This window comes from methane-oxidizing endosymbiont of Gigantopelta aegis (assembly GCF_016097405.1).
GTDB lineage: Bacteria > Pseudomonadota > Gammaproteobacteria > Methylococcales > Methylomonadaceae > Methylomarinum.
Window position 1 is genome coordinate 1,211,919 of sequence record NZ_JAEHGD010000001.1, and the last position, 26,729, is coordinate 1,238,647.

General features: G+C 43.7%; 25 protein-coding genes and 3 pseudogenes. 16 read left to right on the forward strand and 12 right to left on the reverse strand.

All coding sequences use genetic code 11. The annotated features are described in order from the left end of the window. The first annotated feature begins 11 nt into the window (after positions 1-11). Together JEU20_RS06070 and JEU20_RS06075 are read left to right on the forward strand one after the other, a co-directional pair. Complete coding sequence (locus tag JEU20_RS06070; protein ID WP_198244230.1) at positions 12-488, forward strand: PAS domain-containing protein; 477 nt, start codon at positions 12-14, stop codon at positions 486-488. 15 nt (positions 489-503) lie between these two features. Next, complete coding sequence (locus JEU20_RS06075) at positions 504-1,250, forward strand: phosphate/phosphite/phosphonate ABC transporter substrate-binding protein (RefSeq protein ID WP_198244232.1); 747 nt, start codon at positions 504-506, stop codon at positions 1,248-1,250. A gap of 10 nt (positions 1,251-1,260) precedes the next feature. On the opposite strand, the gene ampD is transcribed toward JEU20_RS06075, so the two are convergent. Then, positions 1,261-1,839 carry a 1,6-anhydro-N-acetylmuramyl-L-alanine amidase AmpD gene (ampD, locus tag JEU20_RS06080; protein WP_198244234.1) on the reverse strand — a complete coding sequence of 193 codons (579 nt, stop codon included), beginning with the start codon at positions 1,837-1,839 and terminating at the stop codon, positions 1,261-1,263. A 69-nt stretch (positions 1,840-1,908) separates the two neighbouring features. Here ampD and nadC point away from each other — a divergent pair, with 69 nt between their 5' ends. Then, the gene (nadC, locus tag JEU20_RS06085) at positions 1,909-2,745 is read left to right on the forward strand and encodes a carboxylating nicotinate-nucleotide diphosphorylase (protein ID WP_198244236.1); all 837 of its coding nucleotides are present in this window, start codon (positions 1,909-1,911) and stop codon (positions 2,743-2,745) included. Further along, a complete protein-coding gene (locus JEU20_RS06090; RefSeq protein ID WP_198244238.1) occupies positions 2,738-3,247 on the forward strand; it encodes a flavin reductase family protein in 510 nt (169 codons plus the stop codon). The genes nadC and JEU20_RS06090 overlap by 8 nt, the downstream gene beginning before the upstream one ends. Before the next feature lie 104 nt (positions 3,248-3,351). Here JEU20_RS06090 and JEU20_RS06095 read toward each other — a convergent pair whose 3' ends face one another. The 3 genes from JEU20_RS06095 to JEU20_RS06105 form a co-directional block, all read right to left on the reverse strand. Continuing rightward, positions 3,352-3,771, reverse strand: a complete 420-nt coding sequence (locus JEU20_RS06095; protein WP_245395126.1) for a hypothetical protein — start codon at positions 3,769-3,771, stop codon at positions 3,352-3,354. An 80-nt stretch (positions 3,772-3,851) separates the two neighbouring features. Continuing rightward, positions 3,852-4,679, reverse strand: coding sequence for an SDR family oxidoreductase (locus JEU20_RS06100; RefSeq protein WP_425356683.1), 828 nt, complete (start codon positions 4,677-4,679; stop codon positions 3,852-3,854). Then, positions 4,679-5,335: a DUF4124 domain-containing protein gene (locus tag JEU20_RS06105; RefSeq protein WP_198244241.1), complete on the reverse strand. Its 657-nt coding sequence runs from the start codon at positions 5,333-5,335 to the stop codon at positions 4,679-4,681. The genes JEU20_RS06100 and JEU20_RS06105 overlap by 1 nt, the downstream gene beginning before the upstream one ends. 190 nt (positions 5,336-5,525) lie before the next feature. On the opposite strand from JEU20_RS06105, the gene pyrE reads away from it, so the two are divergent. The 5 genes and pseudogenes from pyrE to JEU20_RS06130 form a co-directional block, all read left to right on the forward strand. Further along, complete coding sequence (gene pyrE / locus JEU20_RS06110; protein WP_198244242.1) at positions 5,526-6,164, forward strand: orotate phosphoribosyltransferase; 639 nt, start codon at positions 5,526-5,528, stop codon at positions 6,162-6,164. Positions 6,165-6,268: 104 nt separating this feature from the next. Beyond that, positions 6,269-7,648, forward strand: a pseudogene (locus tag JEU20_RS06115) (dynamin family protein); the annotation flags it as partial. Between the two features lie 128 nt (positions 7,649-7,776). Then, positions 7,777-9,315, forward strand: a pseudogene (gene istA / locus JEU20_RS15840) (IS21 family transposase); the annotation flags it as partial. After that, a complete protein-coding gene (istB, locus tag JEU20_RS06125) occupies positions 9,309-10,049 on the forward strand; it encodes an IS21-like element helper ATPase IstB (protein WP_198244246.1) in 741 nt (246 codons plus the stop codon). The pseudogene istA and the gene istB, both read left to right, overlap by 7 nt. A 67-nt stretch (positions 10,050-10,116) precedes the next feature. Further along, positions 10,117-10,704: pseudogene (locus JEU20_RS06130) on the forward strand (dynamin family protein); the annotation flags it as partial. A 739-nt stretch (positions 10,705-11,443) separates the two neighbouring features. Here JEU20_RS06130 and trmB read toward each other — a convergent pair. From trmB to aroG, 3 genes are all read right to left on the reverse strand, one after another. Beyond that, positions 11,444-12,130, reverse strand: coding sequence for a tRNA (guanosine(46)-N7)-methyltransferase TrmB (gene trmB / locus JEU20_RS06135; protein WP_198244248.1), 687 nt, complete (start codon positions 12,128-12,130; stop codon positions 11,444-11,446). A gap of 4 nt (positions 12,131-12,134) precedes the next feature. Then, positions 12,135-13,112 carry a sulfur carrier protein ThiS gene (thiS, locus tag JEU20_RS06140; protein ID WP_198244250.1) on the reverse strand — a complete coding sequence of 326 codons (978 nt, stop codon included), beginning with the start codon at positions 13,110-13,112 and terminating at the stop codon, positions 12,135-12,137. 129 nt (positions 13,113-13,241) lie between these two features. Further along, a complete protein-coding gene (gene aroG, locus JEU20_RS06145) occupies positions 13,242-14,312 on the reverse strand; it encodes a 3-deoxy-7-phosphoheptulonate synthase AroG (RefSeq protein WP_198244252.1) in 1,071 nt (356 codons plus the stop codon). A gap of 166 nt (positions 14,313-14,478) precedes the next feature. Between aroG and JEU20_RS06150 the strand changes: the two genes are divergently transcribed. The 6 genes from JEU20_RS06150 to JEU20_RS06175 are packed head-to-tail and all read left to right on the forward strand — an operon-like array spanning position 14,479 to position 19,363. Further along, on the forward strand, positions 14,479-15,282 hold the full coding sequence (locus JEU20_RS06150; protein WP_245395129.1) for a DUF3450 domain-containing protein: 804 nt from the start codon (positions 14,479-14,481) through the stop codon (positions 15,280-15,282). Beyond that, the gene (locus JEU20_RS06155) at positions 15,279-16,607 is read left to right on the forward strand and encodes a MotA/TolQ/ExbB proton channel family protein (protein ID WP_198244254.1); all 1,329 of its coding nucleotides are present in this window, start codon (positions 15,279-15,281) and stop codon (positions 16,605-16,607) included. The genes JEU20_RS06150 and JEU20_RS06155 overlap by 4 nt, the downstream gene beginning before the upstream one ends. Continuing rightward, the gene (locus tag JEU20_RS06160) at positions 16,607-17,131 is read left to right on the forward strand and encodes a MotA/TolQ/ExbB proton channel family protein (protein WP_198244256.1); all 525 of its coding nucleotides are present in this window, start codon (positions 16,607-16,609) and stop codon (positions 17,129-17,131) included. The genes JEU20_RS06155 and JEU20_RS06160 overlap by 1 nt, the downstream gene beginning before the upstream one ends. A 5-nt stretch (positions 17,132-17,136) precedes the next feature. Continuing rightward, positions 17,137-17,550, forward strand: coding sequence for an ExbD/TolR family protein (locus JEU20_RS06165; protein ID WP_198244258.1), 414 nt, complete (start codon positions 17,137-17,139; stop codon positions 17,548-17,550). 59 nt (positions 17,551-17,609) lie between these two features. After that, complete coding sequence (locus tag JEU20_RS06170) at positions 17,610-18,185, forward strand: energy transducer TonB (protein WP_198244260.1); 576 nt, start codon at positions 17,610-17,612, stop codon at positions 18,183-18,185. Then, positions 18,182-19,363: a tetratricopeptide repeat protein gene (locus tag JEU20_RS06175; protein ID WP_198244262.1), complete on the forward strand. Its 1,182-nt coding sequence runs from the start codon at positions 18,182-18,184 to the stop codon at positions 19,361-19,363. The genes JEU20_RS06170 and JEU20_RS06175 overlap by 4 nt, the downstream gene beginning before the upstream one ends. 145 nt (positions 19,364-19,508) lie before the next feature. Here the strand turns inward: JEU20_RS06175 and JEU20_RS06180 are convergent, their stop codons facing one another. Beyond that, positions 19,509-20,021 carry a hypothetical protein gene (locus tag JEU20_RS06180; protein WP_198244264.1) on the reverse strand — a complete coding sequence of 171 codons (513 nt, stop codon included), beginning with the start codon at positions 20,019-20,021 and terminating at the stop codon, positions 19,509-19,511. A gap of 251 nt (positions 20,022-20,272) precedes the next feature. On the opposite strand from JEU20_RS06180, the gene JEU20_RS06185 reads away from it, so the two are divergent. After that, positions 20,273-20,875: a peroxiredoxin gene (locus tag JEU20_RS06185; RefSeq protein WP_198244266.1), complete on the forward strand. Its 603-nt coding sequence runs from the start codon at positions 20,273-20,275 to the stop codon at positions 20,873-20,875. 223 nt (positions 20,876-21,098) lie between these two features. Here JEU20_RS06185 and JEU20_RS06190 read toward each other — a convergent pair whose 3' ends face one another. The 4 genes from JEU20_RS06190 to JEU20_RS06205 form a co-directional block, all read right to left on the reverse strand. After that, positions 21,099-22,589 (reverse strand): methyl-accepting chemotaxis protein, encoded by a 1,491-nt coding sequence (locus tag JEU20_RS06190; RefSeq protein WP_198244268.1) that lies wholly within the window; start codon positions 22,587-22,589, stop codon positions 21,099-21,101. A gap of 606 nt (positions 22,590-23,195) precedes the next feature. Then, positions 23,196-23,732, reverse strand: coding sequence for a DUF2058 domain-containing protein (locus JEU20_RS06195; protein ID WP_198244270.1), 537 nt, complete (start codon positions 23,730-23,732; stop codon positions 23,196-23,198). Positions 23,733-23,753: 21 nt separating this feature from the next. Next, positions 23,754-25,433 carry an FAD-dependent oxidoreductase gene (locus JEU20_RS06200; RefSeq protein ID WP_198244272.1) on the reverse strand — a complete coding sequence of 560 codons (1,680 nt, stop codon included), beginning with the start codon at positions 25,431-25,433 and terminating at the stop codon, positions 23,754-23,756. Between the two features lie 10 nt (positions 25,434-25,443). Further along, positions 25,444-26,709: an HDOD domain-containing protein gene (locus JEU20_RS06205; protein WP_198244274.1), complete on the reverse strand. Its 1,266-nt coding sequence runs from the start codon at positions 26,707-26,709 to the stop codon at positions 25,444-25,446. Positions 26,710-26,729 lie beyond the last annotated feature (20 nt).

A 26,729-nucleotide genomic window follows, 5' to 3' on the forward strand; every position in this document is an offset into this window, starting at 1 on the left:
GGGGACGCATTATGATTCATGATATGCAACCCGACGATATAGTCGGCGACTTCAAAGAAGTTTATTTACAGCTTTATAACTCAATTAAACGCAGAATCCTTTATACCGATATTGAAACACCTTATCCCGATGGAAAACTGATTGTCTCAACCACTGACTTGGACGGTAATATCACCCATGTCAACAAGTCCTTTGTCGAAATGTCAGGTTATACAGAAGAGGAACTTATCGGTGCGCCACATTCCATTTTACGACACCCGGACATGCCGCCCGCCGCTTTCAAGGACTTATGGGACACCGTTCAAAAGGGTGAAAAATGGCAAGGATTTGTAAAAAATCTACGTAAGGATGGTGGTTTTTACTGGGTAAAAGCGACTGTGATTCCAAATATTCGGAAAGGTGCTGTGGTCGGTTATACTTCGGTACGGCGCAAGCCCTCGCGCAAAAAAGTTGAAGAATGCATCAAACTTTACCCCACCCTGTTTTAAGCTACGGAGTCTGTTATGTCTTATATGTTTACCGTCAGTCCCGACTTTTCTCCTGACCATCTATCTGGCTGGTATATTTTTAATACCTGGCTGCAAAGACAAACCGAACAGGCTATTCATCTGGAAATACTCAATGATTTCACCAGCCTACATAGCGCCATACAAAAAGACCAAATTGATTTGATTTACGCCAACCCTTACGATGCGGCCATGCTGGTACGCGAAAAAGGCTTTCTACCCGTCGCCAAACCGGCAGGTGAATCCGATGAAGCAATTATCGCCGTCGCCGACAGCTCTGATGTTAATATCGTGGAGGATCTGAAACCGGGGATTCGGGTCGCTTACACCGACGACCCAGATGTTCGGCTGATGGGCATGATTATGCTAGAGCCGGCCGACCTGGACAGTGACAATATTACGCCTGTATTAACAGACTCTTATCCCGTTGTTGCCAAACATCTCTTAAAAAATGAAGCCGATGTCGGTATTTTCCTGGCTGAAGCCTTTGATGACCTTTCCAATCTGATTAAAAATCAACTTAAGGTTCTAGTGCGCAGTCAAATCAGCGTCATTCATCACGCACTGATGATTGGCCCTAAGTTTCAGCATCAACGCGAAGCCATGACAGAATTATTAACCTCGATGCATCATGATGAAAAAGGCAGCTCTATTCTGAAAAGCTTAGGGTTTAGTGCCTGGGAAATAGTGGACGATGAAGAAACCGAATTTATGATTGATCTAATGGATACGTTGGCAACTTGAATTTAAGCTGTCATAGTGTAGATTTTATCGAATGCCTGTAAAGCTGCTGATCCAGACAGTCATTAAACCGCGTCCAATCAAAACTGTCTCCGGGGTCTGTTTTTCTGCCGGGTGCAATATCGTTATGCCCGACAATGTGCTGGCGTTGCAACTTAGGATACTCTGCCAATAACACAGCACTCAACTGAGCTAATTTATGATATTGAATAGCTTCATAGGGCGTTCTCTCGTCGCCTTCCAACTCTATGCCAATGGAAAAATCATTACAACGCTCACGCCCCTGATAACACGATATCCCTGCATGCCACGCCCGCTTGTCAAAGGCGACAAACTGAATAATCTCACCGTCACGCCGAATCAAACAATGTGCGGATACTTTTAAGGTATAAATTCCTTCAAAATAGGGATGTTGCTTAGGGTCAAGCCGATTGCAGAAAAGATGCTCGACCGCATTGCCACCAAACTGACCCGGTGGCAGACTAATACAGTGAATGACCAATAAGGAGATATCATCCAGGTCCGGCCGGTCGTCAAAGTTAGGTGATGCAACAACTGTTGCGGGCGATAAATAATGCTGGTTTATAAACACGAAGGTAAATCCGATGTTTGCTTAATAGCGCGTTATAATAATGCAGTTTTAATTCCATTTCAGTCTTTAATGAATATACAACCGACTTCTGAAGAAATCAGCCGCTATCTGGACGAAGATGTTGGCGATGGTGATTTAACCGCTCAAATTATCCCCCCCGAGCAGTTTGCCGAAGCACAAGTTATTTGCCGACAGCCTGCTGTTTTATGTGGACAGGCCTGGTTTGACGCCGTATTTCATCACTTAAACCCAAACATACAGATTGATTGGCACATTCAAGAGGCCACATCCATTCCTGCCGGCACTGTACTATGTACCTTAAAAGGACCGGCCCGAGCCTTATTGACTGGGGAACGTACCGCGTTAAACCTATTGCAAACGCTCTCAGCCACCGCAACAGAATCAAAACGCTATGCCGATGCGGTTGCCAATACCGATTGCAAAATCCTCGATACCCGTAAAACCATTCCAGGCTTGAGAATGGCACAAAAATACGCAGTCAGTTGTGGTGGCTGCTTAAATCATCGCATTGGTTTGTTTGATGCTATTTTGATAAAGGAAAATCATATTCTGGCGGCAGGTTCTATTGCCCAGGCTATTAAAAAAGCCCGGCAAATCGCCGATGTGCAGGTTGAAATTGAAGTTGAAAACCTGACTGAATTTGACCAGGCATTACAGGCAAAGCCTGACAGAATCATGCTCGATAACTTCTCTCTTGGCGATTTGCATACCGCAGTACAACGAAACGCAGGACAGATTGAACTGGAAGCATCCGGCAATATCACCTTGTCAAACATCGGCCAGATTGCACAAACCGGCGTTGACTTCATCTCCATCGGCGCACTGACCAAAAATATCCGCGCCATTGATCTTTCAATGCGAATCAGGATGGAAAACTATGGATAAATCAATAGACCAACTCGTAAAAACCATCAGTCATGGTGTTTATGTTATTGGCGTTAAAGATGACACACGAGAAAATGCATTTACTGCCGCTTGGGTCATGCAAGTGTCTTTTGACCCGGTTTTATTATGCATCAGCATAAACCCGGAACATTACTCCTGGGATATTCTACAACAGGGAAAAATCTGTACCGTCAATGTCCTCGGTAAACAGCACTACCCTCTTGCCGAACACTTCGGCACCACAGGTCTTAAAAATAAAATGGCCGGATTTTCCTGGCAAAAAGCGCAAACAGGTGCGCCGGTTTTATCCGAAAGTGTGAGCTATTTTGATTGTCGCGTCAGCCATTTTTGTGATGCAGGTGATCATAAACTGGCCATTTGCAAGGTTGTTGAGGCAGGGCTGTTAAACCCAGGGCCGGTATTACTTTATAGCGAAACGGATGATTTGGATGGGAGTTCTGAATTGTATGCGGATAAAAAACAGAAAAACGATGGGGCGTAAACTCAGCACCTTGCTCTAAAAAACACATTTCATACTCGCCATCAATAGTGAGGCGCGTTACAAGGTGCTGGGTAAAACCCCATCGACTTGATCAGCAGAACGGTTTAGAGCATGCCTTTTAAAGCTTCGAATTTTTTCTTGGCTTGTTTTAAATGCTCTTCTGCAACTTGTAATTGCTCTTTTTTAGCTTCTTTACGTGCTTTTTTCAAGATACCATTTGCACGTTGACGGTTTCTGTCAACAACATCATTAGCATTGATTTCTTTAGATGCATCGCTGGCAGATTTGATTAAAGCCGCAACGACTTCACCTTCAGAGCCTGAATCAATAGCATCCATCGCTGATTTAATATTTTGTAAAACCATATCAATGGCTTGTTCTGGCGTATAACACGTCCGTCCATCTTCACACGCAACCGCTGATGTTGAGAAAGAGCCTAAAGTTAAAGCCAAAGAGAATGCAACAATTGCACTTTTCAAAATTTTCATATGTAAAACCTCATCATTGTTTTTTTTAATTAGCACTTAAGACATTCAAGAACACCCAATGAGTCAAATGCCTTCGGCGATTCTATCATAATTTTTAAGGATTACCAGCACACACACTATACCGATCTGAGAATAGGATCCAGCCATGCAGCAGGCAGGATACGTTTTAAAAACCCGAACAAATAGGTGGGAAAGGTCACATAGTAATGTAGTTTAGGTCGCTTGGACTCGACCGCGTGAATCACTTTAGTCGCAACAGCCGCTGCCGGCAATGTAAATGGAACGACCGGACCTTGTTGTTGCAAACGCTGTTCAATTTCCTGATAAGCAGACTTGTGAACGCTATTTTCAGCATCAATATTGCGCTTGAACATGCGGTAAGCATTTTGCCTAAACTTGCTTTCAATAGGCCCCGGCTCGATAAGCACGACATGAATACCGGTACCATGTAGCTCCAAGCCTAATGTTGAAGCCAGACCTTCCAATGCAAACTTACTGGCATTATAAGCGCCGCGAAAGCGCATCGGCACAAAGCCTAGAACCGAGCTGTTGTATATAATGCGCCCGTGACCTTGTTGACGCATAACTGGAATCAACAGATTGGTCAGCTCATGGGTGCCAAAAAAATTGGTTTCAAACTGCGCCTTCAAAACATCGCGCGTCAAATCCTCAACTGCACCCGGCTGACCATAAGCGCCATTATGAAATACGGCATCTATTTCACCGTCTGTCATCTTCAATAAAGCTGCAACGGCTCGCTGAATACTGTCAGAGCGCGCTAAATCCAGTTGTATGGCTTCAAAGCCTTCCTTGTTCAAACGCTCAACATCGTCTACTTTTCGCGCAGAACAAATAACCCTGTGACCGCGTTTTTTCAATTCCAACGCAGTTGCATAACCAATACCACTGGAACAACCGGTAATAAAAATAGTTTGAGATGACATTATTTTTTCAGTAATTCGGTTTCGCTAAAATAGAAACTCTTACCACTGCTGCAATCGACAAGCACTATCAGTTTGCCTTTTTTGCTGCGCGGACTCAGTTGATCCGATTCCACCCGCGTGCATTGTCCACTCGCCAGAGCTTTTTGTGCCGCCAGTCTTCTCAGTCTTTCAATATCAGGTAAACGAGGCTTAAATTGTTGGGCGACCGGTGGTAATTGATTTATTTGGTAAGGAGGAATTGCGTAAATAGAAAATTTCTTTGGATTTTTCTGGATCAACGCCAAAGTTATGTCTTGTTCGACTTTTGCTGCTGCACTCCATTGCTGCTCTAGTTGTCGTTTTTTTTGTTTTTCCTGTTCCTGTTGTTGCCGTTTCAATTCCTGCTGCAACTTTTGGTCTTCCTTAGCCTTGACTGCAACATGAGAACCGGTTCTTGTATCAAGGGCATAAGCCCGGCTTTTTTCTCGACATGGCTTAGCTTGATACGAAGTATTCCCCGAGTCATCAGTACATTTATATATTTCGGCATTCGCACTTACCGCAAAACATGCGGCTAAAACAAAACATATTTCTTTCATAATATTCCTTCTTTTCAGTCGCGGGTTCAAATACGAAATAAAAACCAGGAAAGCTGTTAACACCTTGTTCTGGTGCAATATCCGGGTAAAGCAAAAGCCTTTCCATCGATAGTTATACTGCATCAGTATAGTCAGAAACTAGCTAAAATAGTAGCCAAGCGCTGATTATACGCTTCGTAGAGAAACAAGCCTGGTTTTGCATCAACACGTCTGGGCCTGCGCAATTTTCTATTTCGGGTTAAAATGGCTGCTTTTTCAGCGACTTTTTATGCAAACATACAAAAAAGAATTCATTCAATACGCTTTAGATTGTGACGTTCTTAAATTTGGCCAATTTCAACTAAAGTCAGGCCGCATAAGTCCTTATTTTTTTAATACCGGGTTATTCAATACTGGAGCAAAACTCGAACGGCTTGGTTATTTTTACACGCAGGCCTTAATCGAATCGAATATGGATATAGATATTTTATATGGGCCGGCTTATAAAGGTATCCCTCTAGTTAGCACAGTCTCTATCGCCTATGCCAAACAAAAGTACGATATTCCGTTTGTATTCAATCGCAAGGAAGCCAAAGACCATGGCGAAGGCGGCAACCTTGTCGGCTCACCGCTAGTTGGCAATGCTTTAATTATTGATGATGTCATTACCGCCGGAACCTCGGTACGTGAATCAGTCGAAATTATTCGACAAGCTGGCGCTAAACCTGCTGGCGTTTTGATTGCGCTGGATCGCCAGGAAAAAGGCACAAACGAAAAATCGGCTATCCAGGAAGTCGAGGAACAATTTTCCATGCCAGTTATTAGCATTATTTCACTCTCTGATATTGTAAAATTTCTTGAACTGTCTCCCAATTTTCAGGCAAATTTACCGGCAATAAGGCAATATCAGGAAAAATTTGGCGTGTAAAACCTCTCATTGCAAAAAAATTTATGATTTAGGCTACACTTATTGACAACCGGGTAAAACCCGCTCCATTACATTAAATACGGTCCATTTGGAAAAGGCTTGCTATGAGTAATCCGGAATTTACAGATCAGTTACGCGAATATTCCCATTGGCGTGAACAGCTTATTCAAGCGATAGAAATGTACGTTGAATGGCGTATTCGTTACAAACTGAATGACCCTCATAGTACCGAAACCCTACTCAATATATTGAGCGGCCTACAACATGACAAGATCACATTGGCTTTTGCCGCAGAATTTTCCCGCGGTAAAACCGAACTGATCAATGCCTTGTTTTTTTCTGAAACGGGCGTTCGTTTACTACCGTCTTCGCCAGGCCGTACCACCATGTCACCCACCGAGATGTTTTGGGATGAAAAAGGCGGCAGCTATATTCGACTCTTAAACATTGAAAGCCGACTCGAAGATGTGTCCCTGATCGAATTTAAAAACAACCCTGAGCGTTGGACACAAATTGAGCTGGATTGTGACTCGCCCACACAAATGCAAAAGGCCTTTAAAGAACTGGTCGCCACTAAAAAGGTGCCGCGGGAAGTCGCCGAAAAATTGGGATTATGGAATGAACGAGAAGCAGCCGAGCAAGGCATTATCGATCCTGAAACGGTTGAAATTCCATGTTGGCGCCATGCGCTGATCAGCTTTCCGCATCCCTTGCTAAAACAAGGCCTCTGTATTTTGGATACACCGGGCCTGAATGCGCTTGGCACAGAGCCTGAACTCACATTGAGCATGTTGCCAAATGCACAAGCCATCATTTTTGTGCTGGCCGCCGATACGGGGGTAACGAAAAGCGATCTTGAAATGTGGAAGAATCATGTTTGTAATTCTCGCGGACACAGCAAACAGGGCCTTGCTGTCGTCATGAACAAGATTGATGCCATGTGGGATGATCTGGCCGGAGAAGAAGGTTACGAAGACGCTATCGATAAACAAGTCGAAGCATCGGCCAGCATTTTAGGTTTAAACGAAGATGTCATCTTCCCGGTCTCGGCCAAACAAGCCTTACTAGCCAAAATAAAATCCGACCCTAAATTGCTGCAGAAAAGCCGACTGGACAAGCTGGAGCATTATTTATCTAATGACATCCTGATGCAACGGCGCGATATCTTACTGCAGACTATCAGTAATAAAATTGGTTTTTTGGTGAATGAATCGCTAAACCTATGTAACACCAAACTCGAAAATGCAAGCAAACAGCTGGAAGAATTCCAGAAAATGGATTTTGAAAACCATGAAATGACGGCCAAATTGATGGCCGAAACACGGGACCAGCAAAATGCATACATGAGCAACGTGGAAAATTTCCAGGCCAGCCGGAAGGTATTTAGCGTCCAGGCTAAAATGTTAGTCGAGTCATTTTCCAAGGAAAAAATTGATGAGATCATCAAATCATCACGACAGGAGATGAGCAAAAGCCTGACCACTGTTAATGGCCATTTAAACTGAGCCAAAACTGGCCATTAATATTGAGCCACTTTTCCAGACTTTCTTTTTTATATTAAAGCTGTAACAGTCCCTCTATTTATCTAGGGAACGTTATGAAGGAGTGGATCGTGATTCATCAGATCAAAGCATTACACAATCAAGGCAATGGTTTATCGAAGCGTAAGATTGCCAAACAATTGGGTGTTTCTCGCAATACCGTCAGTAAATATCTCAACATGCCAGAAACAGAAATTACTGAGATATTGTCCGATACCGATAGAACTAAGAAACTAGATGAATATCGGGACTACATTATTCAACTGCTGCAAACCTATCCCGATTTATCAGCGGTTAAAGTGTTACGTAAACTGAAGGCCAAGGTTGAAACACTGAGCGTGTCAGATCGTTCTGTCAGACGCTATATTCAAGCACTGAAGCAAGAAATCAGTTTTAAGCAAGCCCGTTACTATGAGCCTGTCATAGATATGGTGCCTGGCGAACAATGTCAGGTTGATGGCGGTGAACTGCGTGGCGTGATGATTAATGGTGTTGAAACCACCGTTTATTTAATGGTCTTCGTATTGTCTTATTCTCGTTTAATGCATGTATCTTTATCAAATAAGCCGATTAATACCGAGATGTTGATCAAACAGCATGATGTCGCCTTCCGTTATTTTGGCGGCATGCCTGAGGAATGTGTTTATGATCAAACTAAACTGGTGGTTATCAGTGAAACCTTCAGGGAATTAAACCTTAATCAGCTTTTTTCTCAGTATGCAACCGCCGCTGGATTTCGTATTCATGCCTGTGAAGGCTATGACCCAGAAAGCAAGGGCAAGGTTGAAGCAGGTGTAAAGTATGCCAAAAACAATGGGCTCTATGGTGAAAGCTTTGCCAGCTGGCATGAATTAGAACAGTATTTTTCTGACTGGTTGGATAATACCGCTAATCAACGTGTTCATGGCAGCACAGGTAAAAACCCAGAGAATATTATGATCAGTCAGAACAGGCTCATATGCAGCCTTATTTGACACCTTCCTGTATAGCGTCTTATTCAGCAAGTACTGTCGCTACACGTAAAGCCGATAAAACAGGACTTATCGCTTGGCAATCCAATAAATACTCCGTGCCGATGGCCTATCAAAGTGCCCGTGTCGGTGTCAAAACCGAAACAGGTCAGTTAATCATCAGTGATTTAGAAACAGGTAACAAAATTGCTGAACACCTGATCAGCATCGAGAAAGGTCAAGTCATCAAGAACACCGATCATTACCGTGATAAAGCCCAGAGGATAAAAGACTTAGAAGCTGAGCTTTTACACATTTTAGGTGACACAGAGCAGACTCAGGCTTTATGCGCCTTACTTAAAACGACCTCACCCAAAATATATAAAGACCAGCTTTTGGGCGCTAAACAAATAGTCAGCGCGTATTGCAAACAATATGGTGCTATTGAAGCAGAACATTTATCACGATTGATCAATACACCGCGCTTAACAGCAACAGGGTTAAGAGAAACGTCTGCTGGCTTTCCAACAAAACCCAGAGAAAAATAACGACTCACAGAGTCAGCAAGTCACACAGGATCAAGTTAATCAGGGTAATAGTGCATTAGCGCATTATGCTGCGCTAAATGGCCACCCTGGCGGTCAAGGAGAGCCATGTCATCCATTGATCAGGTCACCCAGAAATTCCGAAGCCTACGCATGTCAGCCATTGCAGAACATCTTGAGCCGTTATTAAGCCAAGCTGAGGCAAATGAAAGTTCTTATCTACAGTTTGCACAAAGTCTGGTTGAGTATGAAGAAAATCAACGCAACAGTAAACGTATTGAACAAAACAGACGGCGATCAGGTTTTCCCTTGCATAAAAGCCTGGAAGAGTTTGACTATCGCTTTCAGACCACGATCAGCAAGCGTGAAATGAATAGCCTGTGTGACTTTAACTTTATTGATAATCGAGATAACGTCGTCTTTATCGGGCCGCCAGGTGTGGGTAAAACGCATCTGGCTATTGGTCTGGGGCTTAAAGCGATTGATGCAGGCTATAAAGTCAGCTTCAACACGGCTTTGGCTCTTATGGAAATATTGGAATTAGCTGAACTCAAAGGCGAGTTGAAAAAGAAAATCAATCAGCTACTCAAATTTGATGTGTTGATCATTGATGAGCTCGGTTATCTACCGATGAATAAACAAGGTATGCACAACTTGTTTCAATTGATCAATGCGCTCTATGAATACCGCTCAATCATCCTGACAACCAACAAAGAATTTACGAATTGGGGTGAGTTCTTTTTCGACAACAATGTGGCCGTGCCGATTGTAGATAGGCTCATCCATCATTCACACATTTTTATGCTGGGAGGCGAAAGTTATCGACTGAAATCTAAACTTAACAAATAACTATTTCTCTGGAAAAGTGGCTCAATATTAATGGCCGAAACTGGCTCAATTATTTTGGCCGTTGACAACCACTTACGGCATGAAACAAAGTATGCGTAAATTATTTGATGAATTACGCGATTTACTCCAGGACTCTGTCGATATTACCAATGAAACACGCCGCCTGGTGCGAGCAATCCACAAGAAATTCCAGGATGAATACGGCTTTAAAGAAATAGAGCCGCAACTGTTTTCCATCAAACAATATCAATTTGAACTAGAGCAGATTTTTGAAGAAGGCGAAGCATTCCGCAACAGCACAAAAACGACCTTGACCGAGCAAAGTATTGTTGTCAATAAGCTCTATAGCACATTAATTGCCAAAGCACGCAAGATCATGCAACAGGCGCAAAAAGATGCCGCAAGCTGGAGCAACAGCGTGTTGACACCGTTGATGCACCAGATCAAAGATCATAAGAAACAAATTGAAAACCGTTTACAAATGCTGCGTAGAATTACCGAGTCGAAAGGCAATGTAGAAGAAAACATCAACCAGCTCAAACAAGAATTAGCGCAATTAAAAACTCAGCGCCAGGAACTTGCCACTATCATGAAAACCATGCACATCAATGACCTGCCTGATACGCAGCAAGAAAAAGAACTCGCTTTGCATTAAATTAAAAGGTAATAGATGAGAATGGGTAAGACTGCATGGATGCAGAGCAAAAAGCCATTATCAAGAGACGGGAGCCGAAACCCATCCCACAGATACTATATTTATTGGTAACTACTCGCCCCTTCAGAAGCACTGGGCGTAGGGTATTGATTTTTCAGGCTTGTGCAACAAGTACAGCACCATTTTTCATTACCAACTGATGTTACGCAATAACTCTTCCCTCATTCCCACGCTCCTGCGTAGGAACAAATATAGACACTTCAGACCACTGAGAACACAGAGAATGAAACCGTGCGACAAGGATGAGCAACAAATGTTTCTACAGAGTCGTTAATAACTAAATGAATCCAGATCAGTCAATGGAATTAAACGATACAAACGATAACTCTGTGTGCTCTGTGATCTCTGTGTCGATAAAAGATAGAAGCCAGCAGCAATTCCCGCTGAAAATTTGACACTACCCAGCAATGGAGTGATCTTCGCAAAAAGTTTACGAAACATATTTTTTCAATCTCTTATACACCAAGGTTTACAAGACGAGCGGGAATTGCTGAGAAGCTAGAGATGACTTTTTCTTTCACGGTAATGGTGAATGGAAAATTATGGGAATGAGATTGAAGTGCCGCTGCGTAACATCAGTTAATAAATCTTAGATACAATTTTTGACTCATTTCCAGATAAAACTACACCTGAATCCACAGCTCCCATAATCTTGACTCTGTAATATGGTACAGCCCTACTAAAGACGGGTAAAAATCAAATCCCAAACCCCATGCCCTAAGCGTAAACCCCGTTTTTCAAATTTAGTCAGTAGCCGGTAATCCGGGCGCGGACAAAAACGGTTGTCTTCAGCCATATTTTTCAGCCGTGTACTGGCCGACAAGGTTTTCAACATCTCTTTAGCGTAATGCTCCCAATCGGTCGCCGCATGAAAATAGCCACCGGACTGTAATTTTTTTTCCAACAATTCAACAAACGAAGGTCGAACGATACGTCGTTTATGATGCCGGCGTTTATGCCAGGGATCTGGAAAAAATAAATGTATGCCAGCTAAGGTGTTATCAGGAATTTTTTGTTGCAAAATATCAATCGCATCGTGATGGAAAACACGCACATTGTCGATATTTCTCTCGGCCAGTAAACGCAACAAATGACCGACACCTGGACGATGAACCTCAATTCCCAAATAGTTATTTTGAGGATTGTTTTCAGCCATTTGCGCCAGGCTTTCACCATTGCCGAAGCCAATTTCAACAATAATCGGTGCGGTATTAGCGAAAGCCGTTTCCAAATTTAATGGTTGTTGAGGATCCAGGCAATAATCATCCCAATAGTATTCCAATGCCATTTTCTGCCCCGCCGTCACCCGTCCTTGTCGACGGATAAAACTGCGGATACGCCACTGTTCAATCGGTTTATCCGACATGATGTTATAAAAATAAACCGTCAATAGGCGAAGAAGCTGACGCAAAACGTTTGCGTGGCATACGGCCGGCTAGAAAGGCCTCACGCCCGGCTTCAATGCCCTTTTTCATCGCCGACGCCATCAGAACGGGGTTTTGCGCCGCCGCAATCGCGGTATTCATCAGTACGCCATCACAGCCCAACTCCATCGCAATCGCTGCATCTGATGCCGTTCCTACACCGGCATCAACCAGAATTGGAACATTAGCATTCTCAACAATAGTCAGAATATTGTAAGGATTACGAATACCCAGCCCAGATCCAATCGGCGCCGCTAGCGGCATCACCGCAACACAACCAATGTCTTCGAGTCGTTTGGCGGCAATCGGATCATCGTTGGTATAAACCATGACATCAAAACCATCTTTAACCAGCTGTTCTGCAGCGACATAGGTTTCTGCGACATCTGGAAACAAGGTTTTCTGGTCGGCCAGCACTTCTAGTTTGACCAGTTTATGACCACCCAATAATTCACGCGCCAACCGGCAGGTTCTAACCGCATCTTCCGCCGTAAAACAGCCGGCCGTATTGGGCAGAATAGTATATTTATCCGGCGAAATGACATCCAGCAAATTCGGCTCGTCTTTATTCTGGCCAATATTGGTACGCCGAATGGCCACGGTGACGATTTCCGCACCACTGGCTTCAATCGCCAGACGGGTTTCTTCCAAATCTTTATATTTACCCGTGCCCACCAGTAACCGCGACTGATATCGCTTGCCCGCAAGGGTGAAGCTATCATCCTGTCCACCACCGATAGCCTGAACAATTTCCAACCTGTCGCCATCATTCAACAGATGCGCATCATATTGATCATACGGCACAATTTCCTTATTCAATTCAACCGCAATCCGTTTCCCTTGTAAGCCTAATTCAGAAATGACATTAGCGATGGTGACTTTTTCAACATACGATTTAGTTTCACCATTTACAGTTATTTTCATCTTTATTTACTCATTGCTCATTTAAATCCATACATATTTACCCAGCACCTCGTCATTAATAGCGGGGATGAAAAGGTGCAATTGAAATTTCCTTAAGAAAGCCTTGCCCTTCAGAACGAGGTGCTGGGTTTATGCCGCAACCGTACGCCTTTTTCGTACCTTCTCCGCTATATATTTCAGCAGCGTTTCCGAATCATCCCAACCCAGGCAGCCATCGGTAATACTTTGACCATACGTTAAAGGCTGTCCTTCAATCAAATCCTGACGACCGGATTTAAGGTGGCTTTCAACCATAATACCAATGATCCGTTTATCACCACTGGCGATCTGTTCCCCCACATCTTCGCCGACGATCATTTGCCGTTGAAATTGTTTCAAACTGTTGGCATGGCTGAAATCAATCATAATATTGGCTCTTAAATCAGCCTGCTCCATACCTTCGGCCACTTTTTCCACATTCACCGCATCATAATTAGGCGCATCGTTACCACCGCGCAGGATGATATGAGCATCCTCATTGCCACTAGTGGAAAAAATAGCGGTACGACCTTCTTTAGTCACTGACAAAAAATGATGCGGACTCATTGCTGCTTTGATAGCGTCGATGGCAATTTTGAATGAACCGTCGGTTGCATTCTTAAAGCCGACTGGACAAGACAAACCCGAAGCCAATTCACGATGTACCTGACTTTCTGTCGTTCGTGCGCCAATTGCCCCCCATGAAATTAGATCGGAAACATATTGGGGCGTAATCAAATCCAGATATTCGGTCGCCGCGGGCATACCCAGGTTATTGATTCCCAGCAAAACCTTGCGTGCCATTCTCAGGCCTTTATTGATATTGAAGCTGTTATTGAGATCAGGGTCATTGATCAAGCCTTTCCAGCCCACGGTTGTGCGGGGCTTTTCAAAATATACGCGCATGATGATCAGCAAATCATCTTTTAATTCTGTTTTCAGCATTTTGAGTTTCTCGGCATATTCCAGCGCCGCATCCGGATCATGGATAGAACATGGCCCGACAACAACCAGTAGCCTGTCATCTTCCCCACTTAATATTTTATGGGTTTCGGCACGCGCATCCATCACGGTTTGCACGGCCCTATCGCTGATGGGTAATTCTGAATGGACCTGTGTAGGGGTCACAACTTCTTGCGTTTTGATGATTCTTAAATCATCAATATTGTATCGACTGGACATGGTTGTTTATTGATAAATTCAAAGATACAGAGTAATAAAATGGCGTTAACTGGCGCTGATGACCAGACAACTCTCCAACAAAGCCCTCTATTTTACCTGTTTTATTCAATTTATGTTGTTTTAAAAGCGACAAAATGTAGCATCACAATTATGATTTATGTTAGTCTTGACTTTTCCTAAATTTGACTATTTTGATATGGACTTCTTAACAACACGTCGCTTCAATTTGGCGCTGATATTCACATCGCTCATAGCGCCGACCTTATCAGCCAACCCTTTATCACAAGCCGTCCAGGTCGAAACCAAAACACTGCAAGCTGCAGCCAAATCGCAACAAAAAATTGACCGCATCAGTGATAAAACGCAAAGCATGCTAAATCAATATCGCGCAGCATTGCATCAGACCAAAAGCTTGAAAGTATACAACCAATATTTACAAAATATGCTGCAGTCGCAACAACAAGAACTCGCCTCTCTGCAGCAACAGTTACACAATATCGATACGACTCAACAGGAAATCGTACCGCTGATTTTAAACATGCTTGATAATTTGGCACAATTTGTCGCATTGGACTTACCCTTTCTGCCTGAAGAGCGCAAACAACGCATTGAGCGTTTGCAGCAAATGATGCAACGTGCCGATATCAGCAATGCAGAAAAATACCGCCGTATTCTGGAAGCCTATCAAATTGAAAATGAGTTTGGTCAGACCATCGAAGCCTATCGGGGTGACCTTACCTTGAACGGTAAAACCAGTTCGGTCGATTTTTTACGTTTAGGCCGGGTCGCACTTTATTTTCAACGACTCGACGGCAGTGAAACCGGCTTCTGGAATAAAGAAACCAAACAATGGCAGATTTTGGACAGCAAATATCGCAGCCCGGTCAGCAAAGGACTGCGTATTGCGCGTAAACAAATGGCGCCCGATTTACTCACTCTACCGGTTCCTGCAGCGGAGGCGGCACAATGAAAATTATTCTTTTTATTGTCCTCAATGTGTTAACACTCTCCGCCTCGGCCAAACACCTGGACTTAGATCAATTACTGCAAAAAGTAAAGCGGGAACACAGTAGCGAAGCCAAGATAAACCAGCAACGTGAAGCTCGCTTTCTGGCAGAAAAGGCTCAGCAGCAGGCATTACTGAAAAAGGCCCAGGCACAGCTGAATTATCAAAAATCCTTGAGCCAGAAACTCAAGGCGCAGCTAGAAGAAAATGAAAAACGCCTGGCCGAGCTGGAAAGCCAACTCAATGACCGCAGTGGTGAATTGGGCGAATTATTTGGCGTGGCGCGACAAGCTGCAGGCGATTTAGCCGTTGATTTATCACATTCTGTCATTTCAGCGCAGCTACCTAGACGCCCGGAAAGATTGAAACAACTGGCCGACAGCAAAGCCCTGCCAACCATTACACAACTCGAAGAACTCTGGTTCTTGCTGCAACAGGAAATGACCGAATCCGGCAAAGTGGTTTATTTCGACAGTGAAATACAAACGGCAAGTGGTGAAACCCAACAAAGTAAAGTTTATCGTATCGGTGTATTCAATATCCTGGCCTCGAATGGTCATTATTTGCAATACGATTACGACATTCACCGTTTACTCGAATTAGCCCGGCAACCGGGTGAGCAATATGTCGATCTGGCTAAACAATTCACCCAGGTTAAAACAGGCCCAGTTGCCTTAGGCATTGACCCGACCCGCGGCGTCATCCTCAGCATGCTGGTGCAAGCACCCAATGTTCTTGAGCGCATCGATCAAGGCGGCATTATTGGTTATATCATCCTGGGACTTGGTGCCTTCGGCTTGGTTTATGCCTTGTATCGTCTGCTGATGCTAGGGCTGATTGGCAAAAAAATAAAACAACAGCTGCTTACCGAAAAAGTACACGATGACAACCCGCTTGGCCGTATTTTACAAACGCTTGAACAAAATCAACATGAAGATACCGAAACGCTGGAGCTGATTCTCGATGAAGCGCTTACCCGTGAAGTACCGAAATTAGAAGAAGGGCTATCGTTGGTTAAATTATTGACCGCTGTGGCACCATTGTTAGGGCTGCTCGGTACCGTAACCGGCATGATTGCCACCTTCCAGGCCATCAGCCTGTTTGGTACCGGCGACCCAAAATTGATGGCTAGTGGTATTTCACAAGCCTTAGTGACGACGATGCTCGGTTTGTGCGTCGCCATCCCCTTATTGTTTTTACATAGCCTGATGGTCGCGCGTAGTCGTGTATTGGTTCAGATTCTTGACGAACAAAGCGCGGGTATCATCACCCGCAGACTGGGAAAATAATGCAGTTTTTGTTTGAACAAATTGAATTGATTCGTGAATTTTTACAGGCCGGCGGTATCATCCTGTCCGTAATTTTATGGGTGTCCTTTCTGTTATGGTTTTTGATTATTGAACGCCTGTTATTCTTCAAACTCGATTATCCAAAACGTTATCAGCAGTATTTAGAAAGCTGGCAGCAGCGGCATGATAAAAAATCGCCGTATGCCCGCTATTTCCGTCGTTACCTGATTTCCCAGGCGGTGGTCGATATGCGTAAAACCATGCCCATTATTAAAATGCTGACGGCAATAAGCCCACTGCTAGGTTTATTGGGCACCGTCACCGGCATGATTCATGTTTTTGACACCATGGCCATCACTGGAAATGGTAACCCCAGAGCTATGGCCGCCGGTATCTCCCAAGCTACGATTACCACGATGGCGGGCATGGTCATTGCCATTGGCGGGCTGTATTTCAACCGCTTGCTCGAGCAACGCATCGATGACGAGACTCATCACTTAACCGATTCCCTTCAAACTCACTGATCCTTATGCGTCGTAAATCTTATCGTTCTAATGGTGAACAAAATGCCGACATCGACATGACGCCGATGCTGGACATTGTATTCATCATGCTCATCTTTTTTATCGTCACGACATCCTTTGTTAAAGAATCCGGTATTGACGTGAATCGCCCAACGGCGCAAACCGCAACTCGCAAAGAACATGGTCATATTATCGTTGCCATCAAAGCCAATGGCGATGTCTGGATTGATAAACGACAAGTAGACATTCGTGCCGTCAGAGCTAATGTCGCCCGTTTGCATGCGGAAAATCCACTCGGTTCGGTCATCATTGCCGCTGACAAGAACACCACGGTTGACCGACTGACACAAGTCATGGATCAAATCCGTCTGGCGGGTATCACCAACGCCGCCATTGCAACCGAGGTCGGTAACCCGTGAAACGCCTGTTGCTTGCCTTCGGTCTCGGCCTAATTCTGGCATTTTCATTGTTTTGGTTAATGCAATGGATGATCCAGGCCGACCAGCACAAAACCCAAAAAGTCGTCGATTTGCAGATGACCGAGTTTGTCCGTCTGAAAAAAGACAGCAAGCCGCAGACCAAACAGCGCAAACTGAAAGAGCCGCCACCTGAAAAACAACCGCCTCCTCCGCAGCCGGTCGTCAACACCGTTCAAAGCAATGCCATCAATACCCAGGCCACTCCGCTGCAGATGAATATGCCGGCGTTGAATATTCCATTGGATAGCAGTCGTTTTGCAGGCTCCGTCGTGGCTGGCATACACATGGGGCAAGGGAAAATTAGCACTAATGTCATTCCACTGGTCAGAATCCCGCCGCGTTACCCCATGCGTGCCGCTCGGCGAAAAATTGAAGGCTGGGTAAAAATAGAGTTTACCATTACCGAACAAGGCACGGTCAAAGACCCTATCGTGGTGGCATCACAGCCGGCCGATATTTTTGATCGCGCCGCACTGAACGCTATTCGTAAATGGAAATTTAAACCCAAAGTTATCGACGGCGTTGCCTTTGAGCAACGTGCGGTACAAATCCTCAAATTCAAATTAAAAAAATGAGAACTCGGCTGTTACTGCTAGGCTTTTTCATCTGTTTCAATAGCGTGGCCGCAAAGCAAAAAGCGCCCTCTGTTTCGCCCTATGTCTATAAAAAATTATCTCAGATTGAAAAACAGATTGGTAAGAAAGCTTACCCAAGCGCCAAACGAGAACTTAAACAGCTACTGAAAAATATCGATGGCTATGAAAAAGCCGTTGTTTTGCGCTCACTCTCTTCACTATACGCTCTACAAGACAACTACAGCATGGCTGCCAAATATCTTAAACAAGCCTTAGCCCTAAATGTCTTGCCGCCTGAACAAACCTTGCAGGCTAGACTTAATCTAGCCCAGCTGTACATGGCGACCGGGCAGTACGCACTGGCGATTAAAACTCTGCCCCAAACCAGCGATCTTGACGCTGAAACCTCTGCCATGCTGGCCAATGCCTATGCGCAGCTCAAACAATACCGCAAAGCTTTACCGCATATTAAGCGCGCCATTCAACAAAGCAAAAAGCCCCCCCAATCCTGGTATCAACTGAACCTGGCGCTCTATTATGAATTGGATGATTACCGAAGTGCCGCCGGACTCTTAAAAAAACTGATGCAACTGTATCCTGACAATGATGACTATTGGGCACAATTCGCATCTGTTTTACAACAACTCAAACACTATAAAAAAGCCGCTAGTGTGCAATATTTACGTTACTTGAGCGGACGCTTAAAAAGCGAGAAAGAACAGTTGAACCTCATCAACCTCATCACCTATATCGGCGCCCCCTATAAAGCTGGCAGACTGCTGCAACAAGGTTTTAACCATGGCAGCATCCGACAAACAGCTAAAAACTGGGAAACCCTCGCTAACCTCTGGCAAATGGCCAAAGAATCCGATTTAGCGATCACAGCGCTTAATAAAGCCTCATCGCTGAGCCCGAAAGGCAAACTTTATCTACAATTGGCGCAAATCTATGTCGAGCAGGAAAACTGGCCGAAAGCCATAGTAGCCACCCAAAAGGCTCTGCAAAAAGGTGGACTTAGAAACCCCGGCCAAGCTTATGTGTTGTTAGGTATCAGCCAGTATGAAGCCGGTCACCGGCAAGCCGCGCTCAAGGCGTTTCAACAGGCGGCGAAATATCGTAAACAAAAAAGAGTCGCCCAGCAGTGGATTGATTATTTACGATCAGAAAAATCTCTGTAACTCTTTTAAAAAATACACGCGTCACATATGGACTCGGCACAGCCGTGGCTCATTGTAAATCAAAGTCGAAACGAAAATGGCCGCCTTCCAGGTGTGAAGCCTATATCAGTCATCGCCTATCCCTGTTCATGATTAACGTCCACGTCTAATACACCGCATTCAGCGTTGCATCTTCGTACAAGCGTTTTTTCTTCCAGCCGGCAAAAACACTGTCATCAAATTGTAAATCGTGATCGATGGCGTGCTCGTAACAATGGCGAAACAAACGGGCAGTTCTGAAGGCGTGCAGTTCATCGTCTGCGGTGACGGTTTCGACATTCCCGACCTGAAAGGTCTTATTGCGCGATTTATTGTCTTTAACCCAGAAAACGGTATAGCAAAGATAGCTTTTATCTTTACGATGATCATATTTGATGGTTCTGGAAACACCCGTAATACCGGTTGTGGTTTTGTTTTTAGGTGGCTTTAAAAAACGTGTTCGACTCCCCTTTAAAACTACGAGCATTTGATCACGCCAGGCGATTGCCGCCTGCAGGGATTTATTTTTGTTACCCCACAGTTTGTGTGAAAAATAGCGACTGTTTTCTTTTCCGCGCCTTACGATTCGAACTTGATAGCCGAACGCATCCGGCTCAGTAATATGTTTTACTTTTGCCATAGTATTTATATCTTTTTTATAATAACAACCACGTTGGGTTGACGATGTTAAGTAAAAGCAACTGACTTCTATTGCTATCTTTGTAATTTATTGACTACAAATTATCGCCAAAAAACGAAAATAATCAAGTAAAAATTGATTTTTTGTGCGCTAATCCCTACTATTTTGGTGTAGAATATTGAAATCGCATACAGGTACTTATGCGAATATGCTGTAACTCATTGTTTTGTAAATTTAATTGGAGAGAGTAAATGAGCGTTCTAGTAGGTAAACCCGCCCCTGATTTTACCGTTCCCGCAGTCTTAGGTGACGGACAGATTGTTGATTCATTCAACTTTGCTGAAGCAACCCGTGGTAAATATGCGGTTGTTTTTTTCTATCCATTGGATTTTACCTTTGTTTGTCCAAGTGAATTGATCGCATTGGATCATCGTATCGATGAATTCAAAAGCCGTGGTGTTGAAGTCATCGCTGTTTCTATCGACTCTCATTTCACCCATAACGCATGGCGTAATACACCTGTCAACGAAGGTGGTATTGGTCCTGTCCGGTACACTATGGCGGCCGATATTACCCATGAAATTTGCAAAAACTACGATGTCGAAGCTGAAGGTGGCGTCGCTTTCCGTGGCAGCTTCCTGATCGATCAGAACGGCGTTGTCCGCCACCAAGTTGTCAACGACCTGCCATTAGGCCGTAACATGGATGAAATGCTGCGTATGGTTGATGCCTTACAGTTCCATGAAGAACATGGCGAAGTGTGCCCAGCCGGTTGGCATAAAGGCGAGTCTGGTATGGATGCAAGCCCTGAAGGTGTTGCGAAGTACTTGGCTGAAAATGCCGACAAGCTGTAAGCTTTTAAGTATCTAATGCGTCCGTAGAAAACGGAGCGTTGTTAATACAAAAAAGGCGCATCTTGATGGTGCGCCTTTTTTGTGTCCGCTATTTACCAACTGATGAATTATCCTTGTTTTTTATCACCCTCAATCGGGATGATGGGGCGATTAATCTTTTCAACTCCCTGTATCCGCTCAAATCAAAACCAATTCATTTAATTCATAGCGGCAATCTATTGCTTTAGGTTGTAAATCTGTTGACTAATTCCTGTAGTTGATGAGCTGAATTAACCAAAGTCTCACAAAATTTAGACAGAGAGTTTGCCTCGTTTGTTGTTTCATTCGATGCCTTAGCCATATCATTAATAATGGTCTGCAATTCATTAATCACTATTTCTTGCTGTTCACCGGCATTGAAAATTTCGGAATTCATTTTGCTAATGAAAGCGACTGATTGTGTAATAGAATTGAATACTTCATTTGTTTTAGAAACTTGATCAACACCTTCATACGCCAGTTTTCTACCATCCGTCATGACATTAACAGCATTTTTAGCCTCTTCCTGTAGCCTTTCAATCATTTCTTGAATCTCTTCCGTCGACTTTTGAGTACGACTTGCTAAAGTCCGAACTTCGTCTGCGACTACTGCAAATCCGCGACCTTGTTCTCCAGCCCGTGCAGCTTCAATAGCGGCATTCAATGCCAACAAATTAGTTTGATCAGCAATCCCTTTGATCACCTCCAGAATAGTACCTATTGTTTCGGTATGAGATTCAAGTCTCTGAATTACCTCGGAAGATTCATCAACACTCCCAGCTAAATTATCGAGAACTGTCATGGTTTTCTGAACCACTGTCTCTCCGTTTTCGACCAGTTTGTCAGCCTCTTTTGTCGCTGATGACGCTTCTGCTGAATTTTGAGCGATCGTTTGAACCATGTCAGCCATTTCATTAATACCCGACACAACTGAAGCCGTATTTTTATTTTGTTCCAAAATACGTTGTTGAGTGTTCTGGGTTAGAGTATTCAACTGGTTCGCAGTACCCGATAAGTCAGATGCCGCTTGTTGACTACTCTTGATTGCTTCATGAACCATATGCATAAAATGATTATAATTAATCGCAAAACTACTTTGAGCCTCAGGTTGACGACAGCTCAAATCAATCATGCCATTAATCGTTTTAAAATGAGTACTAATTTCCTGAAGCTCAACGTTTTGGATTGCTTCTTTCTTTCCTTGAATAGCCATATAGATTAAAAGACCCGCTTCAAACACCACATACGCTGCATGTGTAAATACCATAGTTAAAGAAGCACCATTGGCAAAGACATATACAGGATAACCGGAGCCTTGTAGATAATTAAACAGTAAATGATGTACTGCGATAATTCCTGCCGCCACAACAATCACAATCCAGTCTCGGTAATACAGCAAAAAAGCCAATAAAACGAAAATACCAAAATGTAGTTCAGTGACACCTTGTGCCTGTTGAATATGCAAAGCTGAAAAAACCATAAAAGAGATGGCTACTGACAGGCGAGTGATAAACTGGCCTGGCATTATAACTATCAACGAAACAGGAATTGCGGTAGCAAGCCCGCCCACAATAAAAGCGAGTAGCCATGTATCATGCCAGCTAGAAAGCGCTAGCGAAAATAAAAAAAGAAACACGATGACAAATAACATGGTTTTGTCACTACGTGCATGTAAATCTTGTAATTTGTTTTGCATTTATAAGAAATCCTAAAAACTAAAATTAAGTGCTAACTTGCCTTTATTGGAAAGTTTCAATGTTAAGTTTAGCTAAAAAAGTCGTGGATTCAACGCTGAAATGCAATTGCAGAGATTACAAAGCCTCGCGTTAGTCATTAAAGAGATTCTAATTGATATCTGATGTTACTCGCAGCAACCCCAGATAATTGATAAAAATTAAGGACAAATCGAAAAGATAATCACCTGAGGCGACATTGCATTAGACAATAAATAAGCAGTACACGATTGACTAAAAAGCTACAAACAGAAAGTCTTGTATTCGACGTATCGTTACAAACAAAGACAGCAGCACCAGCACAATCAATCTAATATGCAAATGTAGATGCAGTGCTTTAACCACAATGGAAAAACATTACAACGACCTATCAGAAGCGATGAGTAGTTGAAGCATTCTATCAAATTACTGACGCGCCCCTACCCCACAAAACAATCATGTTTTTATGTCAATTATGACGATCTTCAAATTTAGAATACATCAAAATAAAACACCAACCCCCATCCTTTTGCTTTGAAGGCAATGCTATACATTAAGATAATCCGGCAGACTTTTACCGATAGCATCAGTTACCAAATCAAATCATCGGGAATTTCATAATCTTTATACGGATCATCTTCTACGTCATTTGGTTTCTGTTCGGTATTATCAAATAATACAACGATCACAGATGCATCACATTGGCGAATTTTCTCGGCGACTTCTGAGGCAACAACCTCATAACGTTGACCTGCACGGACGATAGCCAACCTGCCCGAGATAATCTTTTGCCGAATCGTCTCGCTGACATAAAGCGCCTTGACTTTATTATCATCGGTAAAGCGATAGGGGATACCATCTCCGTCTTGGGCAAGTTTGTTGGTTTCAATCAACTGCGCAATCTGATTGGCCTGTTGGCGTTTTTCAAATTCCTTATTACGCAGTTGATTGAGCTGCCGATCCTTTTCAATTTGCTTAGCGCGCGTCTCTTGCGCAAGCCGTTGTGCTTCTGTCTGATCGGCTGATTTATTTTTCTGCTTGGCCTGTTTGCGCTTTTGTGCCTTCACTTGCTTGGCTTTGTGCTGATTAACCAAGCCAGCTTTTAAAAGTTGATCTTGTAATGACATAGAGGTTGTGTGTTGAAGATTCTAAGATTCGAGTATGCCCACATCGCAAAATGTACGCCAAGTTTGCATACCACCGGATAAAATTTTGACATCAAAGCCCTGCTGTATCAATAACCTGACGGCATAATAGGCACGTTGGCCGACTCCGCAAATCACCCAAACAGGCTTGTCTTTCGCTAACACGCTGTATTTTTCTCTGAGTTGCTCCAATGGGATATTGATGGCGTGTTTAATGTGTTCAGTCTGATATTCCGCTTCTGATCGAACATCAAGTAATTGATAATTGCCCCGATTAAGTTCTCGCCAATCTGCCAACTGCAGATCATGCCGCAAGTGATTAGCGGCAATCATACCAGCCAGATTGATGGGATCTTTTGCGGCGCCAAATTGTGGCGCATAACATAATTCCGCCTCTTCCAGGTCAAATACTGTTCCGCCCATTTGCATCGTCATGGCAATCACATCGACTCGGCGACTGACACCGGCCTCGCCAATGGCTTGAGCACCTAAGATTGTACCGTCGCTTGAGCTATACAACAGCTTGAGATGAATCGGTTTGGCACCGGGAAAATAGCCGACATGATGCCCCGGATGTAAATAAATGGCTTGATAAGGAATTCCATTGCGTCGTAAGTTTTTTTCATTAGCGCCGGTCAAGGCGATCGTCTGTTCAAATACTTTACAAACGGCCGTGCCTTGCACACCGCGAAAACTTTGCTTTCTTTGTGCTAACGGTTGGAAAGACTCTAAAATCGAGGCTGCTGCGATTCGACCTTGCCGGTTGGCAGGCCCCGCCAAAGGAAGCGGATGATAGTTATGCAATACAGTATCTTCATTTTCGACGACATCACCGACAGCCCAGATGGCAGGGTCACTGGTTTTTTGTTGCGCAGTCACCCGAATCCCTCCCGAATCGCCTAACACTAACCCCGCCTGCCGAGCCAGCTCCGATGCCGGCTTCACACCGATGGACAATAACACCATATCGGTTTCAATCGGCGTTTGATTCTCACAATGCACCTGTAATTTACCGAGTACCTTGCTGAATGCCGTTACCTGCGTATTCAGTTTCAAGGTCACCGCATTGTTAGATAGACAGTTTTTAACATAACTGGCCATTTCTGGGTCTAATGGCGACATCACTTGATCACCACGCTCAATCACAGTGATGTGAAGCCCCTGTCTTGACAGGTTTTCAACCATTTCCAGGCCAATAAAGCCGCCGCCAATAATCACGGCGTGCTGTGCCTGCTCCGCCGCCTGTTTGAGGCGCTGACTGTCCGGGATGGTTCTGAGGCTGTATATTCCAGGTAAATCAATGCCTTCCAAAGGTAGCTTGACAGGATTTGCACCGGTCGCCAGCACCAAAGCATCATAGCTCAATTCAAAGCGGCCACCTTGTGTAAGATTATTGCCTCGGATGATTTTATGCTGACGATCAATTTCAGTCACTTCATGGCGAGTTTTGACCCGAATATTGAAACGCTGTTCAAATCTCTCAGGTGGTGCGACAATCAGATCTTTACGTTCCGTAATCACATTCCCGACATAATAAGGTAAACCGCAATTGGCAAATGAAACATATTCTCCCTTATCAAGCAGAGTGATTTCACACGACTCACATAAACGACGTAATCTTGCCGCACAAGAAGCGCCACCTGCGACACCACCAATAATGAGAATTCTTTTTTTCTTAACCATTGCCTTAGCCTTATCTACTCTGTGGGAATATTTGCATCGCCTGACGGACTTGTTGCTGTGCATCCACCAGTATCTTCAGTGATTTATCTGCTGTTAATGCTCCGTTTTTTAAATGTGAAAAACTAGGTAATGCGGTAATTGGAGGGAGTTTTGTCTTCAATGAGCCATCGAGCAAACCATGATAACGCGCTAGCAACACAATATCGGCTAATTGTATACGTTCTGATGCTTCAATTAAAAACCAGTCTTTGATTTGCAAAGGCAAATTTTTGATCTCATCTGGAAATCCCCATTTTTCAAGCACTATCTGACTAATTGAGGTAATGACAAACGGCAAAGCCGCTGTAACCTCACTAAGATCAATTTCATTATCGGCCACACTATCAACGTAGCGTAAAAATGGAATAACCCCGATTTGACAGGTTAAGCCCGCTAACATGGCCTCATCAGGATTACAGACTTTAAGTTCTCGTGCCAAGACATAGCTCAACGCGCCTATTTTGACACTTTGTTGCCAATGGTAGCTTGCTATTTTGTCAATCCCCCGATGCTTTATGCTATAAAGCTGTGACAAACTAATACTGGTAATAATATTTTTGGTGGCATTTAAACCAATTCTGTTGATAGCCGCTAAGCAACTTGAAGTCGGAGAAACGCCGCGATAGAGTGGACTATTGGAAACTTGTATCAACTTAGCCGAAAGAGAAGGGTCCAAATTGATAATTTTTACAATGCTAGGCAAATCGGCATCGTCTTCAATCGCACGTCTAAGCTTAAAAACGACATTAGACAAAGCGGGAACTTTAAGGTTGTTACTGGACAAAAATCCCCGCAAGACCGAATTATTTTTTAACGATTCCGGAATTTTTAATTTTTTCGTCTGATTGGACTGATAGATTTTCCGACAAACTGAGAGCGCTTGTACAGGCAACTGTAAAATTTGAGCATCTTTCTTGACAATCGCGGTTACATTATAATACTGGCCGGTCGCGAGCGGATACAAAGCATAAAAGGTATCGGCCTCAATCTGAAATGCTTTTTCACCTTCGCCTTCTAAATACAATTCTCCCGCCATCAAATAATCCAGAGACTCAATGATTTCACCTCGATTAAAAACAACCTGGCCTGCCTTAAAATTTTTAATTCTAACGGGTAATTTTTCAAGCTGCTGTTGATTTAACTGTGCAATTGGAATAAGCCGCTGGAGAGAGGAAATAGTGATAGAAGGCTGTGGACTCTTAGCCGAGTTTTCTTTATTTTTATTAAAAAACTTCATATTTACACTCGCCTAAACTC